Genomic DNA, 18,687 nt, shown 5'->3' on the forward strand with positions numbered 1-18,687 from the left:
GAGGAAGCAGATGCGTACCAGCAGTATTCGACGGAGTCGTGCCCGAGTGGCCGCCTCGGCCGCCTTGGGGATGCTGCTGGTGGGCATCGCTTCCGTGCCCGCGCAGGCGGCGGGCGTCCGGGACCGTCAGTGGCACCTGGACGCCTTCGGCGCGGAGGAGATCTGGCAGCACAGCACCGGTGAGGGGGTCACTGTCGCGGTGATCGACTCCGGTGTGGAGAAGAGCAACCCGGACCTTAGTGGTCGGGTGCTTCAGGGCAAGGACTTCGCGCCGGAGGAGTCGGGCGATCAGTTCACCGACTACCTCGGTCACGGGACGGGCATGGCCGGCCTGATCGCCGGTACCGGAGCAAGGGACGGTGGGAACGGAGCCTACGGCCTGGCGCCGGGCGCGAAGATCCTGCCGGTGCGGGTTCCGGGACTCGATGCGGGCGACGGCAGCGTGGCCGAGTCCGACGAGGAGTTCAACCGCGTCGTCCCTCAGGCGATCAGGTACGCGGCTGATTCCGGCGCCAAGGTCATCAACATCTCGCTGGGAGCCACCGCAGGCTCGCAGGCCCTCACCGACTCGGTGAAGTACGCGCTGAACAAGGGTTCTCTCGTCTTCGCGGCGGTCGGGAACAGCGGCGACAAGGGCAATCAGGTCGAGTATCCGGGGGCGACCCCCGGGGTCGTCGGTGTCGGCGCCGTCGACAACAAGGGGAAGCGCATCCCCATGTCCCAGTACGGCGACCAGGTCGACGTCGTCGCCCCGGGCAAGGACACCGTGCACGCCTGCGGCGGTGGTACCGGCCTCTGCAAGTCCTCCGGCAGCAGTGACTCCACCGCCCTCGCCTCCGCCGCCGCCGCGCTCCTCTGGTCGAAGCACCCCGACTGGACCAACAACCAGGTCCTCAAGGTCATGCTCAACACCATCGCCAAGCCCTCCGGGGGCGAGAAGCGCAGCGACTTCGTCGGGTACGGCGCCATCCGCCCGCTCCGTACGCTGAAGACGCCCGGTGACCCCGGCCCGGCCGACGTCCGGCCCATCGACGACCTCACCGAGGCGGCGACCGCCACGCCTTCCGGTCCCGCCGACCCGCCCTCGGCCGACCCGGGGCCGGTGGAGCCCTCCTCCGCGGCGCCCGCGCCCGGACCCGTCGCGAGCGACGAGGGCGGCGACACCGGGCTGTGGATCGGGCTCGGCATCGGCGCGGCCGTCCTGATCGGCGCCGCCGTCGCCGTATCCGTACTCCGTTCACGCCGGGGCTGAACCCACGCCCTGCCGCTGGACGTCCGTAACTCACGCATGGGGAAGTAGATGTCGTTCGACGAGGAGTGGAGCCAAGCCCGCGGCCAGGCGGCGGCGATGAGGCTCAACGGTGTGCCCGCCGAGCCCGGTGGAGGCAGCGGTGGCTCCAGCGACTACAAGGTGACGTCCGCCGAGCTCAAGGCGATCGGAAACGAGGCCCAGGAGCTCTTCCACTGGTTCGAGCGGGACGCCTTCCACGCCGGCGCCCAGACCGGCACCGCGTCCAAGAGCCTCGACGGCGACGGGTTCCTGACCGGATCGGCGATGTGGACCATGTGGGACACCTGGCGCGGCCAGGCCGAGACGCTCCTCAGCGCCTGCGCGCACATCCACAACCACCTCGAGGACACCGTCATCAGCCACACCAACCATGAAGAAGTGCTCGTCACGAACTTCTCCATGTCCACGATCGACAAGCACTTCAACTGATCCGCGGCCCGCGAGGGCTGACGAGGGAAACCGATGCTGACGTTCGACCAGGTCCTCCATGCCCGACTCGGCAGCCTCAAGGAGGCCGTCACCGTCTGGTCGGAGACGGTGTCCAAGCTGCAGAAGACCAAGGAGAAGGCCGAGACCGGCCTCCAGGGCAAGGCCGACAAAGCCGATTGGAAGGGCGAGAACGCCGGGGTGACCCAGGCGTTCGTCCGGAAGACCGCCAAGGAGTTCGGCGACGCCCTGACCGAGGCGACCAGCATCCGCAACATCCTGCGGGACGCCGAGAGCGAGTTCCAGGCCGCCAAGACCGAGCTCGAGAAGCTCGTCCAAGAGGCCCCGGGCAAGGGCATGCGCATCGACCAGGGCGGCGTCGTCAGCCATCTCATCCGGCCCGACAGCCGCTCCAAGGACTACGACGGACCCAAGCCCCAGCCGGCCGACTTCGAGGCCATGAACGCGGCGGTCAAGGCCGCGATCGACCGGGCGAACAACGCCGACGACGTGGCCTCCCGCGCCCTGCGCGGACTCGTCGGCAACGACAAGAACAACTTCTCCGACACGAGGTACGACTCCCTCAAGGCGGCCTCGAAGGCGCAGGACGCCGAGGACGCGCACGCCGCCTACGAGCTGTACAAGAAGGGCGACGACGCCACCCCGGCGGAGCTCGACAGGCTCAACGCCCTGTTCAAGGCCAACCAGAAGGACCCGTACTTCGCCGAGAAGTTCGCCCTGGAGGTCGGGCCGAAGGGCAGCATGGAGTACTGGGCCGACATGGGCGACCCCAGCGACGGCTCGCGCCTCGGCATCGACCACCGCGACAAGCTGAAGGAACTCCAGACGAACTGGAGTCTGACGCTCGCCACCGCGACCCACTCGACGAGCCCCGAGATGGAGCAGTGGAAGGCCGACGTCATCAAGGCCGGCAGCGAGCCGATCCAGACGCGCGGCACCAGCCCGTACGGCTTCCAGGTCATGAGCAACCTGATGCGGGTCGGCGACTACGACGACAAGTTCCTGAAGGACTACGGCAACGGTCTCGTCGTCACCGAACGGAAGATGACCCACGACGGGCGGCTGCCCGCCGACCGGGCCTGGCAGCAGATGACCGGGATGCCGAGCCACCTGAACTGGCAGGGCGGCGACCTGGGCAAGGACCCCATGATCGGCTTCATGGAGGCGCTCGGGCACAACCCCAAGGCGTCGACGGACTTCTTCAACAGCAGCATCGACGTCACGCCCGAGAACACCAAGGACGACAAGAAGCTCGACCCCTTCGACTACTTCTCCAAGGACCGCCAGTGGCCCGAGGAGCTGAACGACAAGGGTGACGGGACCAAGGAGCCCGGCTACAACGCGCTCGGCCACGCCCTGGAGTCCGCGACCACCGGCCACCCGTACGACGCCGAGGCCGAGGGCCTCAAGGACGTACGGACCAAGGAGAACGCGGAGGTCATGCAGAAGGTCGTCGAGCGGTACGGCAGCGACCCGAAGTTCATGCATCAGCAGCCCGGCATGGACGACAGTCTGGGCCGTATGGGGGCCGCGTACATCGACGAGTTCAACCGCTCACTGGAGCAGGAGAACCAGACGTCGATGCAGGAGATGCCCAACTCGCCGTTCGGCGCGGGGAAGGACGAGAAGGGCGAGCCCCGGTTCGGTAAGGAGTTCGAGTCGACCCTGCTGTTCAACAGGGGCGACGCCGTCAACTTCCTGGGGACGGTCGCGCAGAGCGAGACCGGCCATGCCCAGCTCTCGACCGCCCAGACGATCTACACGACAAGCGTCATGGACGAGGTCGCCCCCAAGCCGGGTTCGGGACCCGCACGCGAACTCGATCTCACCGACGCGAAGACCACACTGCGCATCGGTGCCGAGACGCACGCCATCTTCGACCAGTCGCGGATGGGTCAGATCGATCAGCAGTACGCGATCGACTCCGAAGAGCACAAGAAGGCTGTCAGCCGGACGACGGACTGGGTCAAGTTCGGAGTCGGTGCGACGGTCGCGGGCGGCATCGCGGTGGCCACCGGCGGGGCGGGAACCGTGCTCGTTCCTCTGGCGGCCGAAACCGTCGGCGGGGCCGTGACCACCCTCATCGGGATGGAAGCCGATGACATCGCCAAGAAGTACGAAGAGGACGAACTGCTCAAGAAGAAGTCGGACGACCTCAAGGACGAGGCGCTGGATACGGGCAAGACCAATGCGTTGATGCCTGGACAGGCCTACGCAAGGGCTCCCGGTTGGAGTGAGGACGACGGCAACTTCCTGGAGGAGGAGCTGACGAAGTACGTCAAGGACAGCCGCGGCCACGTCAGAGACGACTCTCTGCCCGATCCGTACGACGAGAAGAAGGACGGCAAGGTCACATGAGGGTGAACCGCTCGCGGGGCATGGTGATCGGCTCCCTCCTCGTCGCCGTGCTCGCCTCGGCCTGTTCCGCAGGTGGCGAGGCAGGGCCCAAGGGGCAGTCGGCAGCGGAGGTCTGCGGTGGATTCGCCAAGGACCCCGCTGTGTCCTCCGCGCTGGAGGCCATCGCGGGCAAGGACGCATCGCTGACGAGTGCCGGGTCCGAGCCGGAGAAGGTACGCACCGACCTCCGGAAGGCGGCAACGACTCCGCAGAGCGGCAAGAAGCGGACGCGAGGTATTCCGTTCTGCGCGCTGGAGACGGCCGGGGACGAGAAGAACGTCCTGACCATCACTCTTCGCGAGGCTCTCGCCGTGCCCACAGGCGATGCCGGGAAGCAGTCCACGACGACCTATTCCACCGGTCGGCTGGCGACCTCGTCCGACCTCTACGCCTCCATCTACTTCACGTGCAGGATGAAGCCTCCGGCCCACGAGATGATCCTCGACGTCGAGCTGGAGCGGGCGGACGAGAACGAGGCCGATCACCCGGGTATCAGGGACGAGCAGATCACCCTCGCCAACGCGGCGGCCCGGAAGGTTTCCAAGGAGCTGGGCTGCGAGGAGGACGGGCTCGCGACGGGTGTGCCCACGCCGACCGCGAACCCGACGTCCTGACACGGCAGAACGGGCCCGGCTCACCGGTCGTCGACCGGTGAGCCGGTTCACTGGCCGTATACCGGCATGGCGTAGACCCGGCCGCCGCGGGCGATGAAGACGCGGTTGCCGGCGGCCGCCAGCTGGTAGGGGCCCTCGCGCGGGACCGTCACGGTGAAGAGGCTCTCCTCGGTGGTCTCGTGGAAGACCTCGACCTGGCTGTTGTCGGGTGAGCTGACCCAGATGGTCGCGCCCGCCGCGGCAGGGGGGTTGCGGGGACCCGCGCTCTCGCCCAGACCGTCCATGACCACAGTCCAGTCGGAGAGCGGGTAGTGGGTGTCCCGCATCGTGCTGTAGCGGTAGACCTGGTAGCCCCTGACGGCGATGAGGTAGTCGCCGTCCGTGGCCAACGCTTCCCAGGGCTCCTCGCCCGTGGCCTCCTCGTCCCACAGGTAGTCGCCGCGGTCGAGCCGGCGGGCCATGAGCACACGGCCGCCCAGGTAGGCGATGTTGTCGCCGAGGACGGGGGTCTCGCCGTCGGTGCCCTGGTTCCTGACGTACCAGTCCGTCTCGCCCGTCTCCGCGAAGAGCGCGGTCACGAGGCCGTCCCTGCCGTGGATCACCAGCCGCTTCCTGCCCACCGCGGCCTTCGCCGGGCCGGTCGGGAAGCGGGGGGACGGCATCGGGCGCGTCCAGGTCGTGGTGAGGGTCCAGGCGTCGAGCGCGCGGAGTTCGTTCTTCAGGGTCACCAGGTAGACGTGGGTGTCGTCGGCGGCCAGGAGGTGGTCGACGTCGTTCTGGCTCTGCCAGACGGGCTTCCCGGTGGAGGCGACGAAGGCGTGCGCGACGCCGTTCTTGTCCACGCCCACGACGAGCCGGTCGTCGACGGAGACGAAACCGGCGGCGGCGTCGATCTCCTTGGCCCGCCAGCGCTCCTTGCCGTCCGTCACGGAGAGCGCGAGCAGCCCGCCCTCCGCCGCCTCCATGATCACCACATCCCTTACGGGGAACGGCACGGGGCCGTTCGGTGCGGCGACCTGCCGGGGCCCCCACAGGGGATCGGGGACCTTGCCGTACGGGGTGTCGATGATCGACACGAAGGCCGCCTCGGGGGTCGGCACGGCGGGCGGCACGTCGGCGGTCGGTGACTTCTCCACACCCTCCCGGTTCAGCCACCAGGCCCCCGCCCCGCCGCCCGCGCCCAGGACCGCCACGCCCACGGCCGCGCCGGTCAGGAAGCGCCGCCGGGTCGGCGAGGAGGAGGGGACGGCGGTGTCCGCGGGTGCCGCCAGGCGCTTCGTGGCCGTCTCGCGCCGCTTGATGTCCTCGGCGAGCGGCCCCTTGCGCCAGGCGCGGTCGGCTCCCTTCGGCGGAGCGAAGGCCTCGGCGATCCCCGAGGGCGCCGGGCGGAACGCGGGGTCCTTCGCCAGGCACGGCCCGATGAGCTCCTGGAGCTCCGGCGGTACCAGGCTCAGGTCCGGGGCGCCGTGCACGACCTCGTACTGGACCGCCGCCACGTGCGCGCCGTCGAAGGCGCGCCGGCCGCTCGCCGCGTACGCGAGGACCGCGCCGAGAGAGAAGACGTCCGACGCCGGTCCGACCCGCTGCCCGAGGACCTGCTCGGGGGCCCCGTACCCCGGAGTGACCGGGATCTGGCCCGTCGTCGTGAGGGTCAGGCCGTGTTCGGGGCGGGCGATGCCGAAGTCGATGATCCGCGGGCCCGTCGAGGTGAGCACGATGTTCGCGGGCTTGAGGTCGCGGTGGACGAGCCCGGCGGCGTGGATGTCGTGCAGGGTGCGGGCGAGCTGTGCGGCGAGGGCGCGGACCGTGGACACGTCCATCGGCCCGTACGCGCGGACGGCCTCGTCGAGTGTCGGCCCGGCGAGGAACTCGGCGGCGATCCACGGCCGTCCGCCTTCGGTCTGTGCCGCGAGGACCCGGGCCACGCCCTTGCTGGTGACGGCCCGCGCCATGTCGGCCTCGCGGACGAAGCGCTGGGCGAGGTGCTGGTCGTGGGCGAGTTCGGGGCGGAGGACCTTGACGGCGGCGGGTGTTCCGGAGCCGTCCCGGCCCACGTACACCTTGCCCATGCCGCCCTCGCCGAGGACGCCGAGCAGGCGGTACGGGCCGAGCCGGAGCGGATCGCCGACGGCGAGGGGCTGCGTGGTCACGAGGAGATGCTTTCCGGTTCGGTGGCGGTGGCGGTGGTGGCTGGGGGGCGGGGGCTCACTCGAACGGGATCGCCATCACGGACGACGTCCCGGCCCCGATGATGCGGCTCCGCTCCTGGTCGACGACGTAGCGCGTGGCGTCCGTGGGGAAGACCCAGGCCGAGGTTCTGGTCGTCAGGTCGACCGCGCTCAGACCGCCCCGTACAGGGGCGTAGGCGTACTTCGTGCCGATCACCGGCTTGACGAGAGAGCGAGGGGTCAGCGGACGACTCCCGGGTTTCTCCCTCCAGCGCTCGATGCCGAAGGTGGTCTCGACGGCCACGAGACCCTGCCCGCTCACGTTCGTGTAGGCGAGGCCGCCCGCGACGACGGGGACCCCGTAGCCCAGCGGGTCGGTGCCGGTGCCGTGCTCCCAGGCGATCGCCCCGTCCGTCAGGCGCACCGCCCGGAGACGGTCGCCGCCCGTGTAGACGTGCCGGTCGTCGAGGGTGAGATGGCCGGGGATGAACCCGTCGGACGCCGTCAGCGGGAGCCGTCGCTTCCACAGCTGCCAGCCCGTGCGCGCGTCCCGCGCCTGGACGAGGAAGGTCTCGAGGTCGCCGCTGTTCTTGCCGAGGATCAGCCGGTCCCCGACGATCTGGGCGAGCCAGGGCCGGACGCCGTCCCACTCGTAGGGCTGCCGCCAGGCCTCCTTGCCCGTCCGCAGGTCGACGGCGAGCAGGTGCCAGCCGACGTTGTCCGCGTCCGGGTCGATCTCCCGCTTGCCCAGGCGCGAGGCGGTGAAGAGGAGCCCGCCGCCCGCGGTGATGAGCTCCGTGGTCGTTCCGTCGATCCCCTTCAGCACGATCGTCCGGGCGGCCTCCTTCCCGGTGCGCGGCGCCAGCGTGCGGATCTTGAGGGCACCGGGACCCTCGAACGGGCCGTCGGAAAGGTAGAAGTGCGTGCCGTCGGTGGTGATCTGGTGAGGTTCCATGACGGCCGACTCCTCCCAGAGCTCGCTGCCGGTCTTCGTGTCGACGGCGCGGAACGAGACGGTCTCGGCGAAGCCCACGACGTCGTCACCGGCGAGCAGCGGGGTGGTCTTCTCCTCGCGGTCGAGGACCGAGTCCTGCCACAGCGGCGCGGGGGATCCGTCGGCGGAGGTCGGGGCGGGGACGGCGGTGGGGCCCGTCGGGGCCGGGGCACCGCCGGTGGACCGGCCCGTGTCCCGCGACCCCAGCCACGCCCACACCCCCGCCCCCGCTCCAGCCAGGCCCAGCAGGGAGCCGCCGCCCAGGGTGAGGGCGCGGCGGCGGGAGAGGGGGGTGTTCGGGGTGGTCTCCGCGACCGCCGACTCCGCCGGCGCCGGGAGGCGGTGGGGTGCGTGCAGCCAGACGTCCGTCGCGCGGCGGGCGATGTCGGTGAGGAGCAGGGGCGGGAGGTGGTCCGCGAACTCGCCGTGGCCGTCGTGGAGGTGGTCGATCAGGGTGCCGGTGGTGGGCCGGCCGGCCGGGTCCTTGGCGAGGCAGGCCGTCAGGATCGGAAGAAGAGTCTCCGGTACGCCGGTGAGGTCGGGCTCGGCATAGCGGACGCGGTAGAGGAGGTCGGCGGGGGAGCCCGTACCGAAGGGGCCGTGGCCCGTGGCGGCGAAGACGAGGACGCCGGCGAGCGCGAACACGTCACCCGCGGGCGGGTGTTCCTGGCCGCTCGCCTGTTCCGGCGACATGAAGGCGGGCGTGCCGGCCGCCGCCCCCGTCCGGGTGAGGCGCTCGTCGCCGGCCGCGCGGGCGATGCCGAAGTCGATGATCTTCGGGCCGTACGCGGTGACCAGGACGTTCGACGGCTTCAGGTCCCGGTGGACCACGTCCGACGAGTGCAGCTGGGCGAGGGCCCCGGCGAGCGCGGCGCCCAGCGCGCGGACGGTCGGCTCGGGGAGCGGGCCGCCGAGGGCGACGGCGTCGTCGAGCGGCGGACCGAGGACGTACTCGGTGGCCAGCCACGGCGTCTCGGCCAGTGGATCGGCGTCGACGACGGCCGCGCCGTGCCGGGCGCCGATGATCCGCGCCGCGTCCGTCTCCAGGCGGAAACGGGCCCGGAAGGCGGGGTCGGTGGCGAGCCGCGCGTGCACGGTCTTCAGGGCGACGGTACGGCCGCCGGGGGTGCGCGCCAGATACACCGTGCCCATGCCGCCGGAGCCGAGGCGGGCGAGGAGACGGTACGTGGCGATGTCGGCCGGGTCGTCGTGGGTCAGGGGCGACAGCATGAGGTCAGGTCCGTCAGATCCAGGGAGCGGAGAGGAGAGGAGAGGAGAGCGGGGGCTTCAGACCCGGGCCGGCTCGGTGAGTTCGGCGGCGAGGAGTTCGGAGGACTGTCGGGCGAGCGCGGCGACCACCCGGCCCGGCAGCCAGCCGGGGGCCAGCAGCGAGCCGGCCGAGTTCAGGACCGTCTCGTGCGAGGTCGGCGGGGCCAGCGAGGCCATCAGGGCGGCGGCCGTGGGCCGGTCGGCCGGGTCGCGGGCCAGACAGGCGGCGATCGGCGTGCGCAGGGCGGGCGGGATCTCGTCCCGCTCGGGGACGGTGTGCCCGGTGGCGGCGTACGCGAGGACGGCGCCGAGCGCGAAGACGTCACCCGGCGGCCGCGGACGGCCCCCGGAGGCCTGCTCGGGGGCGAGCGCCCCGGGGTCGAGGCCGGGCAGACCGGCGCGGGGCTCGCCGTCGGCCGAGGCGGCCCGCACCGCGCCGTAGCAGGTGAGGCGGGGGCCGTCGGCGGTGAGCAGGACGGCGGCGGGGGACACCCCGGCGTGGGTGAGGCCCTGGCCGTGCGCGGCGGAGAGCGCCTCGGCGAGGGTGGCGCCGACGGCCCGGACGGTGGCCTCGGGCAACGGGCCGCCGTGGACGGCGAGGGCCACCGGGAGCGGGAGCGCCGGGACGTACGGGCTCGCGTACCAGGGGGCTTCACCGGGCCCTGCCACGGCCGTCACCGGGGCGACCCAGGGGCCGATGAGGTGCCGGGCGGCGTCGGCCTCGGCGGTGAACCGGGCGGGGTCGGTACCGGGCAGCGGGGTGCTCAGGAGCACGGTGTGCGTGCCGTCCTCGGTGCGGGCCACGAACCGGCGGCAGGGCGCTGCGGCGTGGGGCGGGTCGAGACGGGTGATCAGCCGGAACGGGCCGATCCGCCGCGCGGACTCCTGCTGTGTGCGCGACTGTTCCACCGGTACTGCCCCCCGTCGTCCGTGCGCCCCGTGGTGACGGGGGCGGGCCGAGCCTACCGAGGCGAGGGCACGGGGCCGTGCCCGGGAGGGCCGCGGGGACGTGTTCCGTGGTGCCCGGGCCGCGGTGTGGTCCGGGAAAGTCCGGGCTGTCCGGGTTGCGAAGGTGAAGTCGGCGTGCGGCGGCCGTGAAGATGCCGTGGGCGACGGTGATTCCCCCTGGGGGTGGCTCGAACGGTGGCCCAGGGGTTTACGATCGCCGTGTTTCCGTGGGCACGGAACTTGCTGAGGCGAAGCCGGAACGATCACCGTCGCGGGGGAGAGCATGTCGTTCGATCAGGAGTGGGCGTCGGTCCGGTCCACGTCCACGGACACCGTGGGCATGAGGCTCAACCAGGTCGCTCCCGAGCCCGGCGGCGGAGGCGGCGGGAACGCCGACCTCGGCGTCGACCAGGACAAGCTGGGAGCCATCGGCAGCGCCGCGTACGCGCTGCACGGCCGGCTGCTCAAGGACGGGAACCACGCCCGTACGAGCACCACGGAGGCGGCGACGGGCATGTCCAGCCACGGCTTCCTCACCGGTTCCGCGATGTCGACCGTGCAGGAGACGTGGAGATCGCAGCTGAACACGCTGCTCGACGCCTGCGCCAACATCTCCAACCACCTCGACTACAGCGCGGCTTCGCACGCCAAGGAAGAGGCGGACATCACGGCGGCCTTCTCGGCCTCCAGGATCAACGAGTACTTCAAGTAGGCGGGGGACCTGCTGTGCTGACCTATGACAACGTCTACCAGGCGCCCCTGGACAAGATGAAGGCCGCGGCCGACGACTGGTCCGCGATGAAGGGCAAGCTGGAAACCCTCGCCGCGGACGCCCGTACGACGATGGCGGCGAAGGCCAAGGACGACTACTGGCGCGGGGTGAACGCCGAGGTCACGAAGCCGTTCGTGGACAAGACCGCGAAGGAGTTCGACGACGCGGCCAAGGCCGCCGACGGCATCCACAAGGTCCTGGAGGACGGCTACAACGCCTTCAAGAAGGCGAAGGACGACCTCAAGAAGATCGTCGAGACGGAGGCCCCGGCCAAACGCTTCAGGGTGACCTCCAACGGCACGGTCGAGGCCGTGGAGCCGCTGTCCTCGACCAAGGACCAGGGGATGCGGCACGACCCCGACTTCCAGGACATGGTCCGCAAGGAGCGCGCCGAGATCGAGGCGATGCAGCGGCGGATCGACGCGATCGTGGAGACCTGCGACGACGCGGACGTGGCCTGCTCCAACGCCCTCAAGGCCAACATCACCGGCGACAAGCACGACTTCAGCGCGCCGAAGTACACGAGTCTCGACGCCGAGGAGGCGCAGCGCGCCGTCGACCTGGCGAAGAAGGGCCGGGACATCTCCCACGAGGAGCTGATGCGCCTCAACGAGCTGCTGAAGGACAACAGCGGCTCGAAGGAGTTCTCCCGGACCTTCTACGACGGCATGGGGCCGAAGGGCGCGCTGGAGTTCTTCGGCCAGCTGTCCACGGACACGTACGACTACTCGAAGGTCGACAAGCAGCGCCTCGCCGACGTCCAGGACCTCCAGCGGAACCTGGGCATGAACCTGGCGACGGCCACGCAGGGCGGCGACGCGTGGACCGACAAGTGGTCCACGGAGATGCGCAAGCTCGGCACGGAACGCATCCCGCTCGTCAAGTACGACAACAACCCGGCCTACGGGTACCAGTTGCTCGGCGGGATCATGCGCTACGGCGACTACGACAAGAAGTTCCTGGTCCCGATCGCGGAGCACGTCACCCAGCTCCACGCCAAGGACCCGTACATGTTCGCCGACAGCAAGCCGATGGGCGGCGGCTGGCTCAAGAACCAGTACAACCCGTCGGGCGTCAACGGCTCCGGCTTCGACCCGATGGTCTCGATGCTGGAGGCGCTGGGGCACAGCCCGGAGGCGTCGAAGGAGTACTTCTCCAAGGAGCCGACGTCCTACAACAAGGACGGCAGCGTCGGGGGCACGATCGACCTGGACCCGAAGAAGGACGGGAACCAGAACGACGGCTACCTGAAGTACTTCCAGAACAAGGAGTACGAGTTCTTCCCCGACATCGAGGGGCACAACCCGGACGACTGGAAGAAGACCGCCGAGTACATGCCGGACGCCCTCGGCCACGCCCTGGAGGCGGCGACCACGGGCCACGGCTGGGACGACCCCAGCCCCCAGCTGCACCGCGACGAGAAGTCCGCCGAGATCATGAAGCAGGTCATCGACTCGTACGGGACGAACACCGAACTGCGCGAGCAGCACAAGCCGCTGATGGACAGTCTCGGCCGGATGGGCGCGGCGTACATCGACGACCTGAACTACTCGACGTACAACTTCGGGGATTCCGGCGACGCCCTCGGCCGGGACAAGCTCTTCGGCGTGAGCAGCGACGGAAGCTCCCGCACGGACTTCGGCGATGGCGCCAGCCTCCGGTTCATGAACGCCGTCGCGGGCGACGAAGACGGGTACAAGACGCTCTCCGCCGCACAGCAGGTCTTCGAGGCCGGCGGTCTGAAGGCGCTGGAGGGGGACAAGGACTCCCAGCTCACCCTCCTCCACAACTCGACCAAGGTGCACGGCATCCTCGACGAGTCGCGAATCGACGCCATCTCCCTGGAGTTCAAGGACCAGGAGGAGGCCAAGAACCTGGAGATGGAGAAGCAGGCCGAGTGGCGGAAGTCCGCCGTCAGCGGCGGTGTCGCCGCGGTGGTCGGCGTCGGCTCCGCCGTGGTGCTCGGGCCCGCCGCGGGACTCGTGGCGGCGACCGCGGTCCCGATCATCATGGAGACCGTCGGTTCCACGATCAGCACGGGCTACGCCTCGGACACCCTGCAGTACCTCAAGGACAACGAGTACAAGAACGACGACGACGCGGACTCCGCCGTCGTGGACGCCCGCCAGGAAGGCCGTCGCGCCGTGGTCGTTCCCGCGCTCAACGTCGCCGAGATGCAGGGGCTGACGCAGACCGAGCGGCAGGAACTGATCCGCGAGATCGAGTACTCGTACAACACGGGCGCGAAGAGCGTCGACGACCTTACCGCGAACAAGTGAGGCGGCGGACAGTGAGCAAGACGCGGAGACTGTCAGGGATCGCCGCGGGCGCCTTGACGGCAGCCCTGGTCCTGACCGGTTGCTCCGGTAACGGCGACGGGGACGGAGAGCGGCAGGGAAGCGCGGCCGCCGTGCCCCCGGGAGCCCTGAAGAACTGCGAGCAGGTGTTCGGGGAGCGGAACGTCGAGGCGCTCCGGGCCGACCTCGGGGAAGGTTTCCAGCCGCACGACCGCTCGCTCACCGAGATGAAGGAGCGGATGCTCGCGGAGGCACAGGGCTGGGATCCCGATACGGACAAGCTCTCGCGAACGACCTTCCGTCCCTGCCAGATCGAGGGCCGGGCCGACGGGAAGGAAGCCTGGGTCAACGCCACGGTCGGCTGGTCGACGTACGACGTGACCTTCGTGACCGACGGAAAACACTCGCGCGACTTCCGCGAGGTGGCGAAGGGGGTCTACCTCGACCGCCGGGAGGGGCTCGACGGCCACCCCCTCATCATGCCGTGCACGGTCCCCGGCACCCGGGCCGGACAGGGCGAGGAGCTGCCGCTCCAGGTCTCCGTGGCCGACACGGACCGCACGGACCGGTCCGTGTCCACGGATCAGCTGCTGAAGGCGCTTGCGGAGAGCACCCGAGAGCTGCTCGGGTGCGCCGAGAAGGTCACCGTGCCGGAGCAGCTGCTGCCCCGCTGACCTCCTGGCTCAGCCCTCCGCCGTCGCGGCCGCCGGCGTCAGCTGGGACAGGAGCAGCACCGTCGCGCGGGTGATCAGCGCCGCGAGGAGGATCGTCGCGACGCCCTCGACCCGCAGTTCCGACATCTTCGGGCCCAGCCAGGACAGCAGCCACCAGATGAGGGCGTCCTGGACGAAGCCGGCGAGGCCGAAGGCGGCCAGGAGGGGGAGCGGGACGCGGCCGGTCGGGCCGATGTGGATCAGTTGGGTGAGGACCACCATCACCAGGGTGGCCATGAGGACGGAGAGGGCGGCGTCGACCGTCTCCGTGCCCAGGGTGATGCCGGGCAGCAGGGCGCCGGCGGCGCCCACGCCGACGAGGACGCCCAGCTTGCGTCTGCCTTGATCGCTCATGCGGCGGACTGTCGCACACGCGGTGGGCGACTGTGAAGATCCCCGAAGGGGATCGATCGGAGACCGTGATCGGATTCGAACCGACGTAACCGGCTTTGCAGGCCGGCCCCTCAACCACTCGGGCACACGGTCGTGTGGTGTGACGAGTACGACCGTAGGCGGGGCCGGGAGGGGGCTCAAGGGTTCCGGGGGCCGTGCCATGCGACTGCCATACCGCTGCCACACCCCGTTCACAGTCGTCCGTCCGCGTGCGTTCGTCGTACGTCCAAGGGCTGAGTGCGGACCGGACTCCTGACAGGGGTCATCCGGCGCTACACCTCTTACCCTGGGGGAATGAGCGCCCTCGAACCCCGCGACGCCGACGCCGTCGTCGCCGACAGCCCCGGACCCCGTGCCGCAGACGACGACACCAAGGGGTCCGTCCTCGATCCGGCCCACCGGGCGCTCAGCATCGGCATCGTCTCCGTCGTCCTGCTCATCGCCTTCGAGGCGACCGCCGTCGGCACCGCCATGCCCGTCGCCGCCCGCGAGCTGAACGGCGTCTCCCTCTACGCCTTCGCCTTCTCCGCGTACTTCACCACCAGCCTCTTCGGCATGGTCCTCGCCGGACAGTGGTCCGACCGGCGGGGCCCCCTCGCGCCCCTCACCGCCGGCATCAGCGCCTTCGCCGCCGGGCTGCTCCTCTCCGGGACCGCGGGCGCCATGTGGCTGTTCATCCTCGGCCGGGCCGTCCAGGGCCTCGGCGGCGGCCTCGTCATCGTCGCGCTGTACGTGATCGTCGGCCGGGCCTACGCGGAACACCTCAGGCCCGCGATCATGGCCGCGTTCGCCGCGAGCTGGGTCGTCCCCTCGGTCGTCGGACCCCTCGCCTCCGGAACGGTCACCGAGCACCTCGGCTGGCGCTGGGTCTTCCTCGGCATCCCCGCCCTCGTCGTCCTCCCGCTGGCCCTCGCCCTCCCCGCGATACGCCGCACCGCCTCGGGGCCCGCCGACCCCACCGCGCCCGTCACCCCCTGGGACCGGCGCCGCATCCGGCTGGCGCTCGGCCTCTCGGCCGGCGCCGCGCTCCTCCAGTACGGCGGCCAGGAACTGCGCTGGCTCTCCCTGCTCCCGGCCGCCGTGGGCGTCGCGCTGCTCGTACCCACCGTCCGCGGTCTGCTGCCGCACGGCACCTGGCGGGCGGCCCGCGGCCTGCCGTCCGTCGTCCTGCTGCGGGGCATCGCCGCCGGCGCCTTCATCGCGGCCGAGTCCTTCGTACCGCTGATGCTGGTCACCCAGCGGGGCCTGAGCCCCACCCTGGCCGGCCTCTCCCTGGCCCTGGGCGGCCTCACCTGGGCGCTCGGCTCGTACATCCAGGCCCGGCCCTGGACGGAGCCGTACCGGGAACGGCTCGTCGTCCTCGGCATGGTCCTCGTGGCGCTGGCCATCGCGGTGGCACCGAGCGTGCTGATCACGGCGGTGCCGGTGTGGGTGCTCGCGGCGGCCTGGGGCGTCGGCTGCCTCGGCATGGGGGCCGTGATCTCCTCGACGAGCGTGCTGCTCATGAAGCTCTCCGCGCCCGAGGAGGTCGGCGCGAACTCGGCCGCCCTGCAGATCTCGGACGGCCTCTCCAACGTCCTCCTCCTCGCCGCGGGCGGCGCGGCCTTCGCGGCCCTCGGCGGCGGCGCGGTCGGCCACGCGGTCACCTCCCACACGTCCACGGGCTCCCACCCGGCGGCCTTCGCGGCGGTCTTCCTGCCGATGGCGGCGGTGGCGGCGGTGGGGGCGTGGGTCGCCACGCGGCTGGAGCCGGCGGCGGAGCGAGCATGATTCCAGGTGGTACCGAAATGACCCCATTATCGGTACCATGCGGGTATGGCAATGAACCTGCGTCTCCGTGACGACCAGCAAGAGGCCCTCAAGCTCCGCGCCGAGGAGGAGGGGCGCAGCATGCACGCCATAGTGCTTCAGGCGATCGATCGCTACCTGGAACAGGAGGTCGACCGGGAGGCTGTGCGCAAGCTCGGCGCCAAGTACGCGTTGCGTCACGCGGACCTGCTGAAGCGGCTGGGGGAGTAGATGAAGTACCTGACAGCCGAGGAGGTCCTCGAGCTGGCGGAGCTCGCCTGCGCCGGGCAGCAGATTGCCGTACGCGATCTTGGTCTGCTCAAGTCGGCGGTGCACCGCCCCCAGTCGCAGATGTACGGGATCGAGGCGTACACCGACCTCTTCGAGAAGGCCGCCTCGCTGCTCCAGTCGCTCGCTGTGAACCATCCCCTGGTGGACGGCAACAAGCGCATGGCGTGGATGTGTACGGTCGTCTTCCTCGACCTCAACGGGCGGGACATGGCCGACATCGACCAGGAAGAGGCGTACAAGCTGGTCATCGAGGTGGCTTCCGGCAGCCTGGAGGACGTCACCCTGATCGCGCGACGTCTGCGGGGCCTGCACGAAGCCATGTGACCCCGACGTGAGCTGGATCCCAACCGGGCCGCCCCCGCCCCGTTTCGTACGAGGATCGGGCCGGGCCGCCGGTAAGGTGGCCCGGTTGTCATATCTGGACGAGCGTCGAACCCGGAGATCGTGACTACTACCACCACCTCCTCCCATCACCTCTCTCCCGCCTTCCCCGGACGGGCCCCGTGGGGTACCGCCGGCAAGCTGCGCGCCTGGCAGCAGGGCGCCATGGAGAAGTACATCCAGGAGCAGCCCCGTGACTTCCTCGCCGTCGCCACCCCCGGCGCCGGCAAGACCACCTTCGCGCTGACCCTCGCCTCGTGGCTGCTGCACCACCACGTCGTGCAGCAGATCACCGTCGTCGCGCCCACCGAGCACCTCAAGAAGCAGTGGGCCGCCGCCGCCGCGCGGATAGGCATCAAGCTGGACCCGGAGTACAGCGCCGGGCCGCTCAGCAAGGAGTACGACGGGGTCGCCATCACCTACGCCGGCGTCGGAGTCCGGCCCATGCTCCACCGCAACCGCTGCGAACAGCGCAAGACCCTCGTCATCCTCGACGAGATCCACCACGCCGGAGACTCCAAGTCCTGGGGCGAGGCCTGCCTCGAAGCCTTCGAGCCCGCCACCCGGCGCCTCGCGCTGACCGGTACGCCCTTCCGGTCGGACACCAACCCGATCCCCTTCGTCACGTACGAGGAGGGGAACGACGGCATCCGGCGGTCGTCGGCCGACTACACCTACGGCTACGGCAACGCCCTCGGCGACGGCGTCGTCCGGCCGGTCATCTTCCTCTCCTACAGCGGCAACATGCGCTGGCGCACCAAGGCCGGCGACGAGATCGCCGCCCGCCTCGGCGAGCCGATGACCAAGGACGCCGTCTCGCAGGCCTGGCGCACCGCGCTCGACGCCAAGGGCGACTGGATGCCGAACGTCCTGCGCGCCGCCGACCAGCGCCTCACCGAGGTCCGCAAGTCCATCCCGGACGCCGGCGGCCTCGTCATCGCCTCCGACCAGGACTCGGCCCGCTCGTACGCCAAGCTGATCCGCGAGATCACCGGCACCCGGCCCACCGTCGTCCTCTCCGACGACACCGGCGCCTCCAACCGCATCGACGAGTTCAGTGAGAGCACCGACCGCTGGATGGTCGCCGTCCGCATGGTGTCCGAGGGCGTCGACGTCCCCCGCCTCTCCGTCGGCGTGTACGCGACGACGATCTCGACGCCGCTGTTCTTCGCGCAGGCCGTCGGCCGTTTCGTACGTTCCCGCAGGCGCGGCGAGACCGCCTCCGTGTTCCTTCCCACGATCCCCAGCCTCCTCGGCTTCGCCAACGAGATGGAGGTCGAGCGCGACCACGTCCTCGACAAGCCCAAGAAGGAGGGCGAGGAGGACCCGTACGCCGAGTCCGAGAAGGAGATGGCGGAGGCGGAGGGGGAGCAGGACGAGGACACCGGCGAGCAGGACATGCTGCCGTTCGAGGCCCTGGAGTCCGACGCCGTCTTCGACCGCGTGCTGTACAACAGCGCCGAGTTCGGCATGCAGGCCCACCCCGGCAGCGCCGAGGAGCAGGACTACCTCGGCATCCCCGGCCTCCTCGAACCCGACCAGGTCCAGCTCCTCCTGCAGAAGCGGCAGGCCCGGCAGATCGCGCACAGCCGCAAGAAGCCGGACGACGAGGCGGACCTGTTGGAGCTTCCGGCGGAACGGCGTCCCGTCGTTTCCCACAAGGAACTGCTCGAACTGCGCAAGCAGCTCAACACGATGGTCGGCGCCTACGTCCACCAGACCGGCAAGCCCCACGGCGTGATCCACACCGAGCTGCGCCGGGTGTGCGGCGGGCCGCCGAGCGCGGAGGCCACCGCCGGCCAGATCCGGGAACGGATCAAGAAGGTGCAGGAGTGGGCCACCCGGATGCGGTGACCCGGCACGGCAGATGACCGAGGCCCGTACGACGGCGTTCGTACGGGCCTCGGTCGTCCCGCGACGGCGA

General features: G+C 70.5%; 15 protein-coding genes and 1 tRNA gene. 11 read left to right on the forward strand and 5 right to left on the reverse strand.

Annotation, left to right across the window (positions count from 1 at the left end; all coding sequences use genetic code 11):
- Window positions 1-70: 70 nt before the first annotated feature.
- Genes mycP through ACFWUY_RS00105 form a run of 4 tightly spaced genes read left to right on the forward strand, consistent with a single transcriptional unit; the run spans window position 71 to window position 4,749 of the window.
- The gene (gene mycP, locus ACFWUY_RS00090) at window positions 71-1,252 is read left to right on the forward strand and encodes a type VII secretion-associated serine protease mycosin (RefSeq protein ID WP_384100809.1); all 1,182 of its coding nucleotides are present in this window, start codon (window positions 71-73) and stop codon (window positions 1,250-1,252) included.
- A gap of 48 nt (window positions 1,253-1,300) precedes the next feature.
- Window positions 1,301-1,720: a hypothetical protein gene (locus ACFWUY_RS00095; protein WP_384100227.1), complete on the forward strand. Its 420-nt coding sequence runs from the start codon at window positions 1,301-1,303 to the stop codon at window positions 1,718-1,720.
- Window positions 1,721-1,753: 33 nt separating this feature from the next.
- Window positions 1,754-4,096 (forward strand): hypothetical protein, encoded by a 2,343-nt coding sequence (locus ACFWUY_RS00100; RefSeq protein ID WP_384100229.1) that lies wholly within the window; start codon window positions 1,754-1,756, stop codon window positions 4,094-4,096.
- A complete protein-coding gene (locus tag ACFWUY_RS00105) occupies window positions 4,093-4,749 on the forward strand; it encodes a hypothetical protein (RefSeq protein ID WP_384100231.1) in 657 nt (218 codons plus the stop codon). Before ACFWUY_RS00100 ends, ACFWUY_RS00105 begins: the two co-directional genes overlap by 4 nt.
- A gap of 47 nt (window positions 4,750-4,796) precedes the next feature.
- Here ACFWUY_RS00105 and ACFWUY_RS00110 read toward each other — a convergent pair whose 3' ends face one another.
- Genes ACFWUY_RS00110 through ACFWUY_RS00120 form a run of 3 tightly spaced genes read right to left on the reverse strand, consistent with a single transcriptional unit; the run spans window position 4,797 to window position 10,089 of the window.
- Window positions 4,797-6,899: a protein kinase gene (locus tag ACFWUY_RS00110; protein ID WP_384100234.1), complete on the reverse strand. Its 2,103-nt coding sequence runs from the start codon at window positions 6,897-6,899 to the stop codon at window positions 4,797-4,799.
- Between the two features lie 55 nt (window positions 6,900-6,954).
- Complete coding sequence (locus ACFWUY_RS00115; RefSeq protein WP_384100237.1) at window positions 6,955-9,141, reverse strand: PQQ-binding-like beta-propeller repeat protein; 2,187 nt, start codon at window positions 9,139-9,141, stop codon at window positions 6,955-6,957.
- Between the two features lie 57 nt (window positions 9,142-9,198).
- On the reverse strand, window positions 9,199-10,089 hold the full coding sequence (locus tag ACFWUY_RS00120) for a serine/threonine protein kinase (RefSeq protein WP_384100239.1): 891 nt from the start codon (window positions 10,087-10,089) through the stop codon (window positions 9,199-9,201).
- Between the two features lie 322 nt (window positions 10,090-10,411).
- Between ACFWUY_RS00120 and ACFWUY_RS00125 the strand changes: the two genes are divergently transcribed.
- From ACFWUY_RS00125 to ACFWUY_RS00135, 3 genes are read left to right on the forward strand one after another with little or no spacing between them, the layout of a single operon-like run.
- Entirely contained in the window at window positions 10,412-10,840 is a 429-nt protein-coding gene (locus ACFWUY_RS00125) for a hypothetical protein (protein ID WP_384100241.1), read from the forward strand.
- A gap of 14 nt (window positions 10,841-10,854) precedes the next feature.
- Window positions 10,855-13,179: a hypothetical protein gene (locus ACFWUY_RS00130; protein ID WP_384100243.1), complete on the forward strand. Its 2,325-nt coding sequence runs from the start codon at window positions 10,855-10,857 to the stop codon at window positions 13,177-13,179.
- 53 nt (window positions 13,180-13,232) lie between these two features.
- Window positions 13,233-13,871 (forward strand): hypothetical protein, encoded by a 639-nt coding sequence (locus tag ACFWUY_RS00135; protein WP_384100245.1) that lies wholly within the window; start codon window positions 13,233-13,235, stop codon window positions 13,869-13,871.
- A gap of 9 nt (window positions 13,872-13,880) precedes the next feature.
- On the opposite strand, the gene ACFWUY_RS00140 is transcribed toward ACFWUY_RS00135, so the two are convergent.
- Together ACFWUY_RS00140 and ACFWUY_RS00145 are read right to left on the reverse strand one after the other, a co-directional pair.
- Window positions 13,881-14,264, reverse strand: a complete 384-nt coding sequence (locus tag ACFWUY_RS00140) for a hypothetical protein (protein ID WP_384100247.1) — start codon at window positions 14,262-14,264, stop codon at window positions 13,881-13,883.
- Window positions 14,265-14,324: 60 nt separating this feature from the next.
- Window positions 14,325-14,396, reverse strand: a tRNA-Cys gene (locus tag ACFWUY_RS00145).
- Window positions 14,397-14,597: 201 nt separating this feature from the next.
- Here ACFWUY_RS00145 and ACFWUY_RS00150 point away from each other — a divergent pair.
- The 4 genes from ACFWUY_RS00150 to ACFWUY_RS00165 all read left to right on the forward strand — a co-directional run bounded on the left by ACFWUY_RS00150 (window position 14,598) and on the right by ACFWUY_RS00165 (window position 18,617).
- Entirely contained in the window at window positions 14,598-16,073 is a 1,476-nt protein-coding gene (locus ACFWUY_RS00150) for an MFS transporter (RefSeq protein WP_384100249.1), read from the forward strand.
- Window positions 16,074-16,124: 51 nt separating this feature from the next.
- Window positions 16,125-16,322, forward strand: coding sequence for an Arc family DNA-binding protein (locus tag ACFWUY_RS00155; RefSeq protein WP_361862868.1), 198 nt, complete (start codon window positions 16,125-16,127; stop codon window positions 16,320-16,322).
- On the forward strand, window positions 16,323-16,706 hold the full coding sequence (locus ACFWUY_RS00160; protein WP_384100251.1) for a type II toxin-antitoxin system death-on-curing family toxin: 384 nt from the start codon (window positions 16,323-16,325) through the stop codon (window positions 16,704-16,706).
- A gap of 120 nt (window positions 16,707-16,826) precedes the next feature.
- Entirely contained in the window at window positions 16,827-18,617 is a 1,791-nt protein-coding gene (locus ACFWUY_RS00165) for a DEAD/DEAH box helicase (protein ID WP_384100253.1), read from the forward strand.
- Window positions 18,618-18,687 lie beyond the last annotated feature (70 nt).

The sequence above is a fragment of the Streptomyces sp. NPDC058664 genome, from assembly GCF_042716635.1.
Classification (GTDB): Bacteria; Actinomycetota; Actinomycetes; order Streptomycetales; family Streptomycetaceae; genus Streptomyces.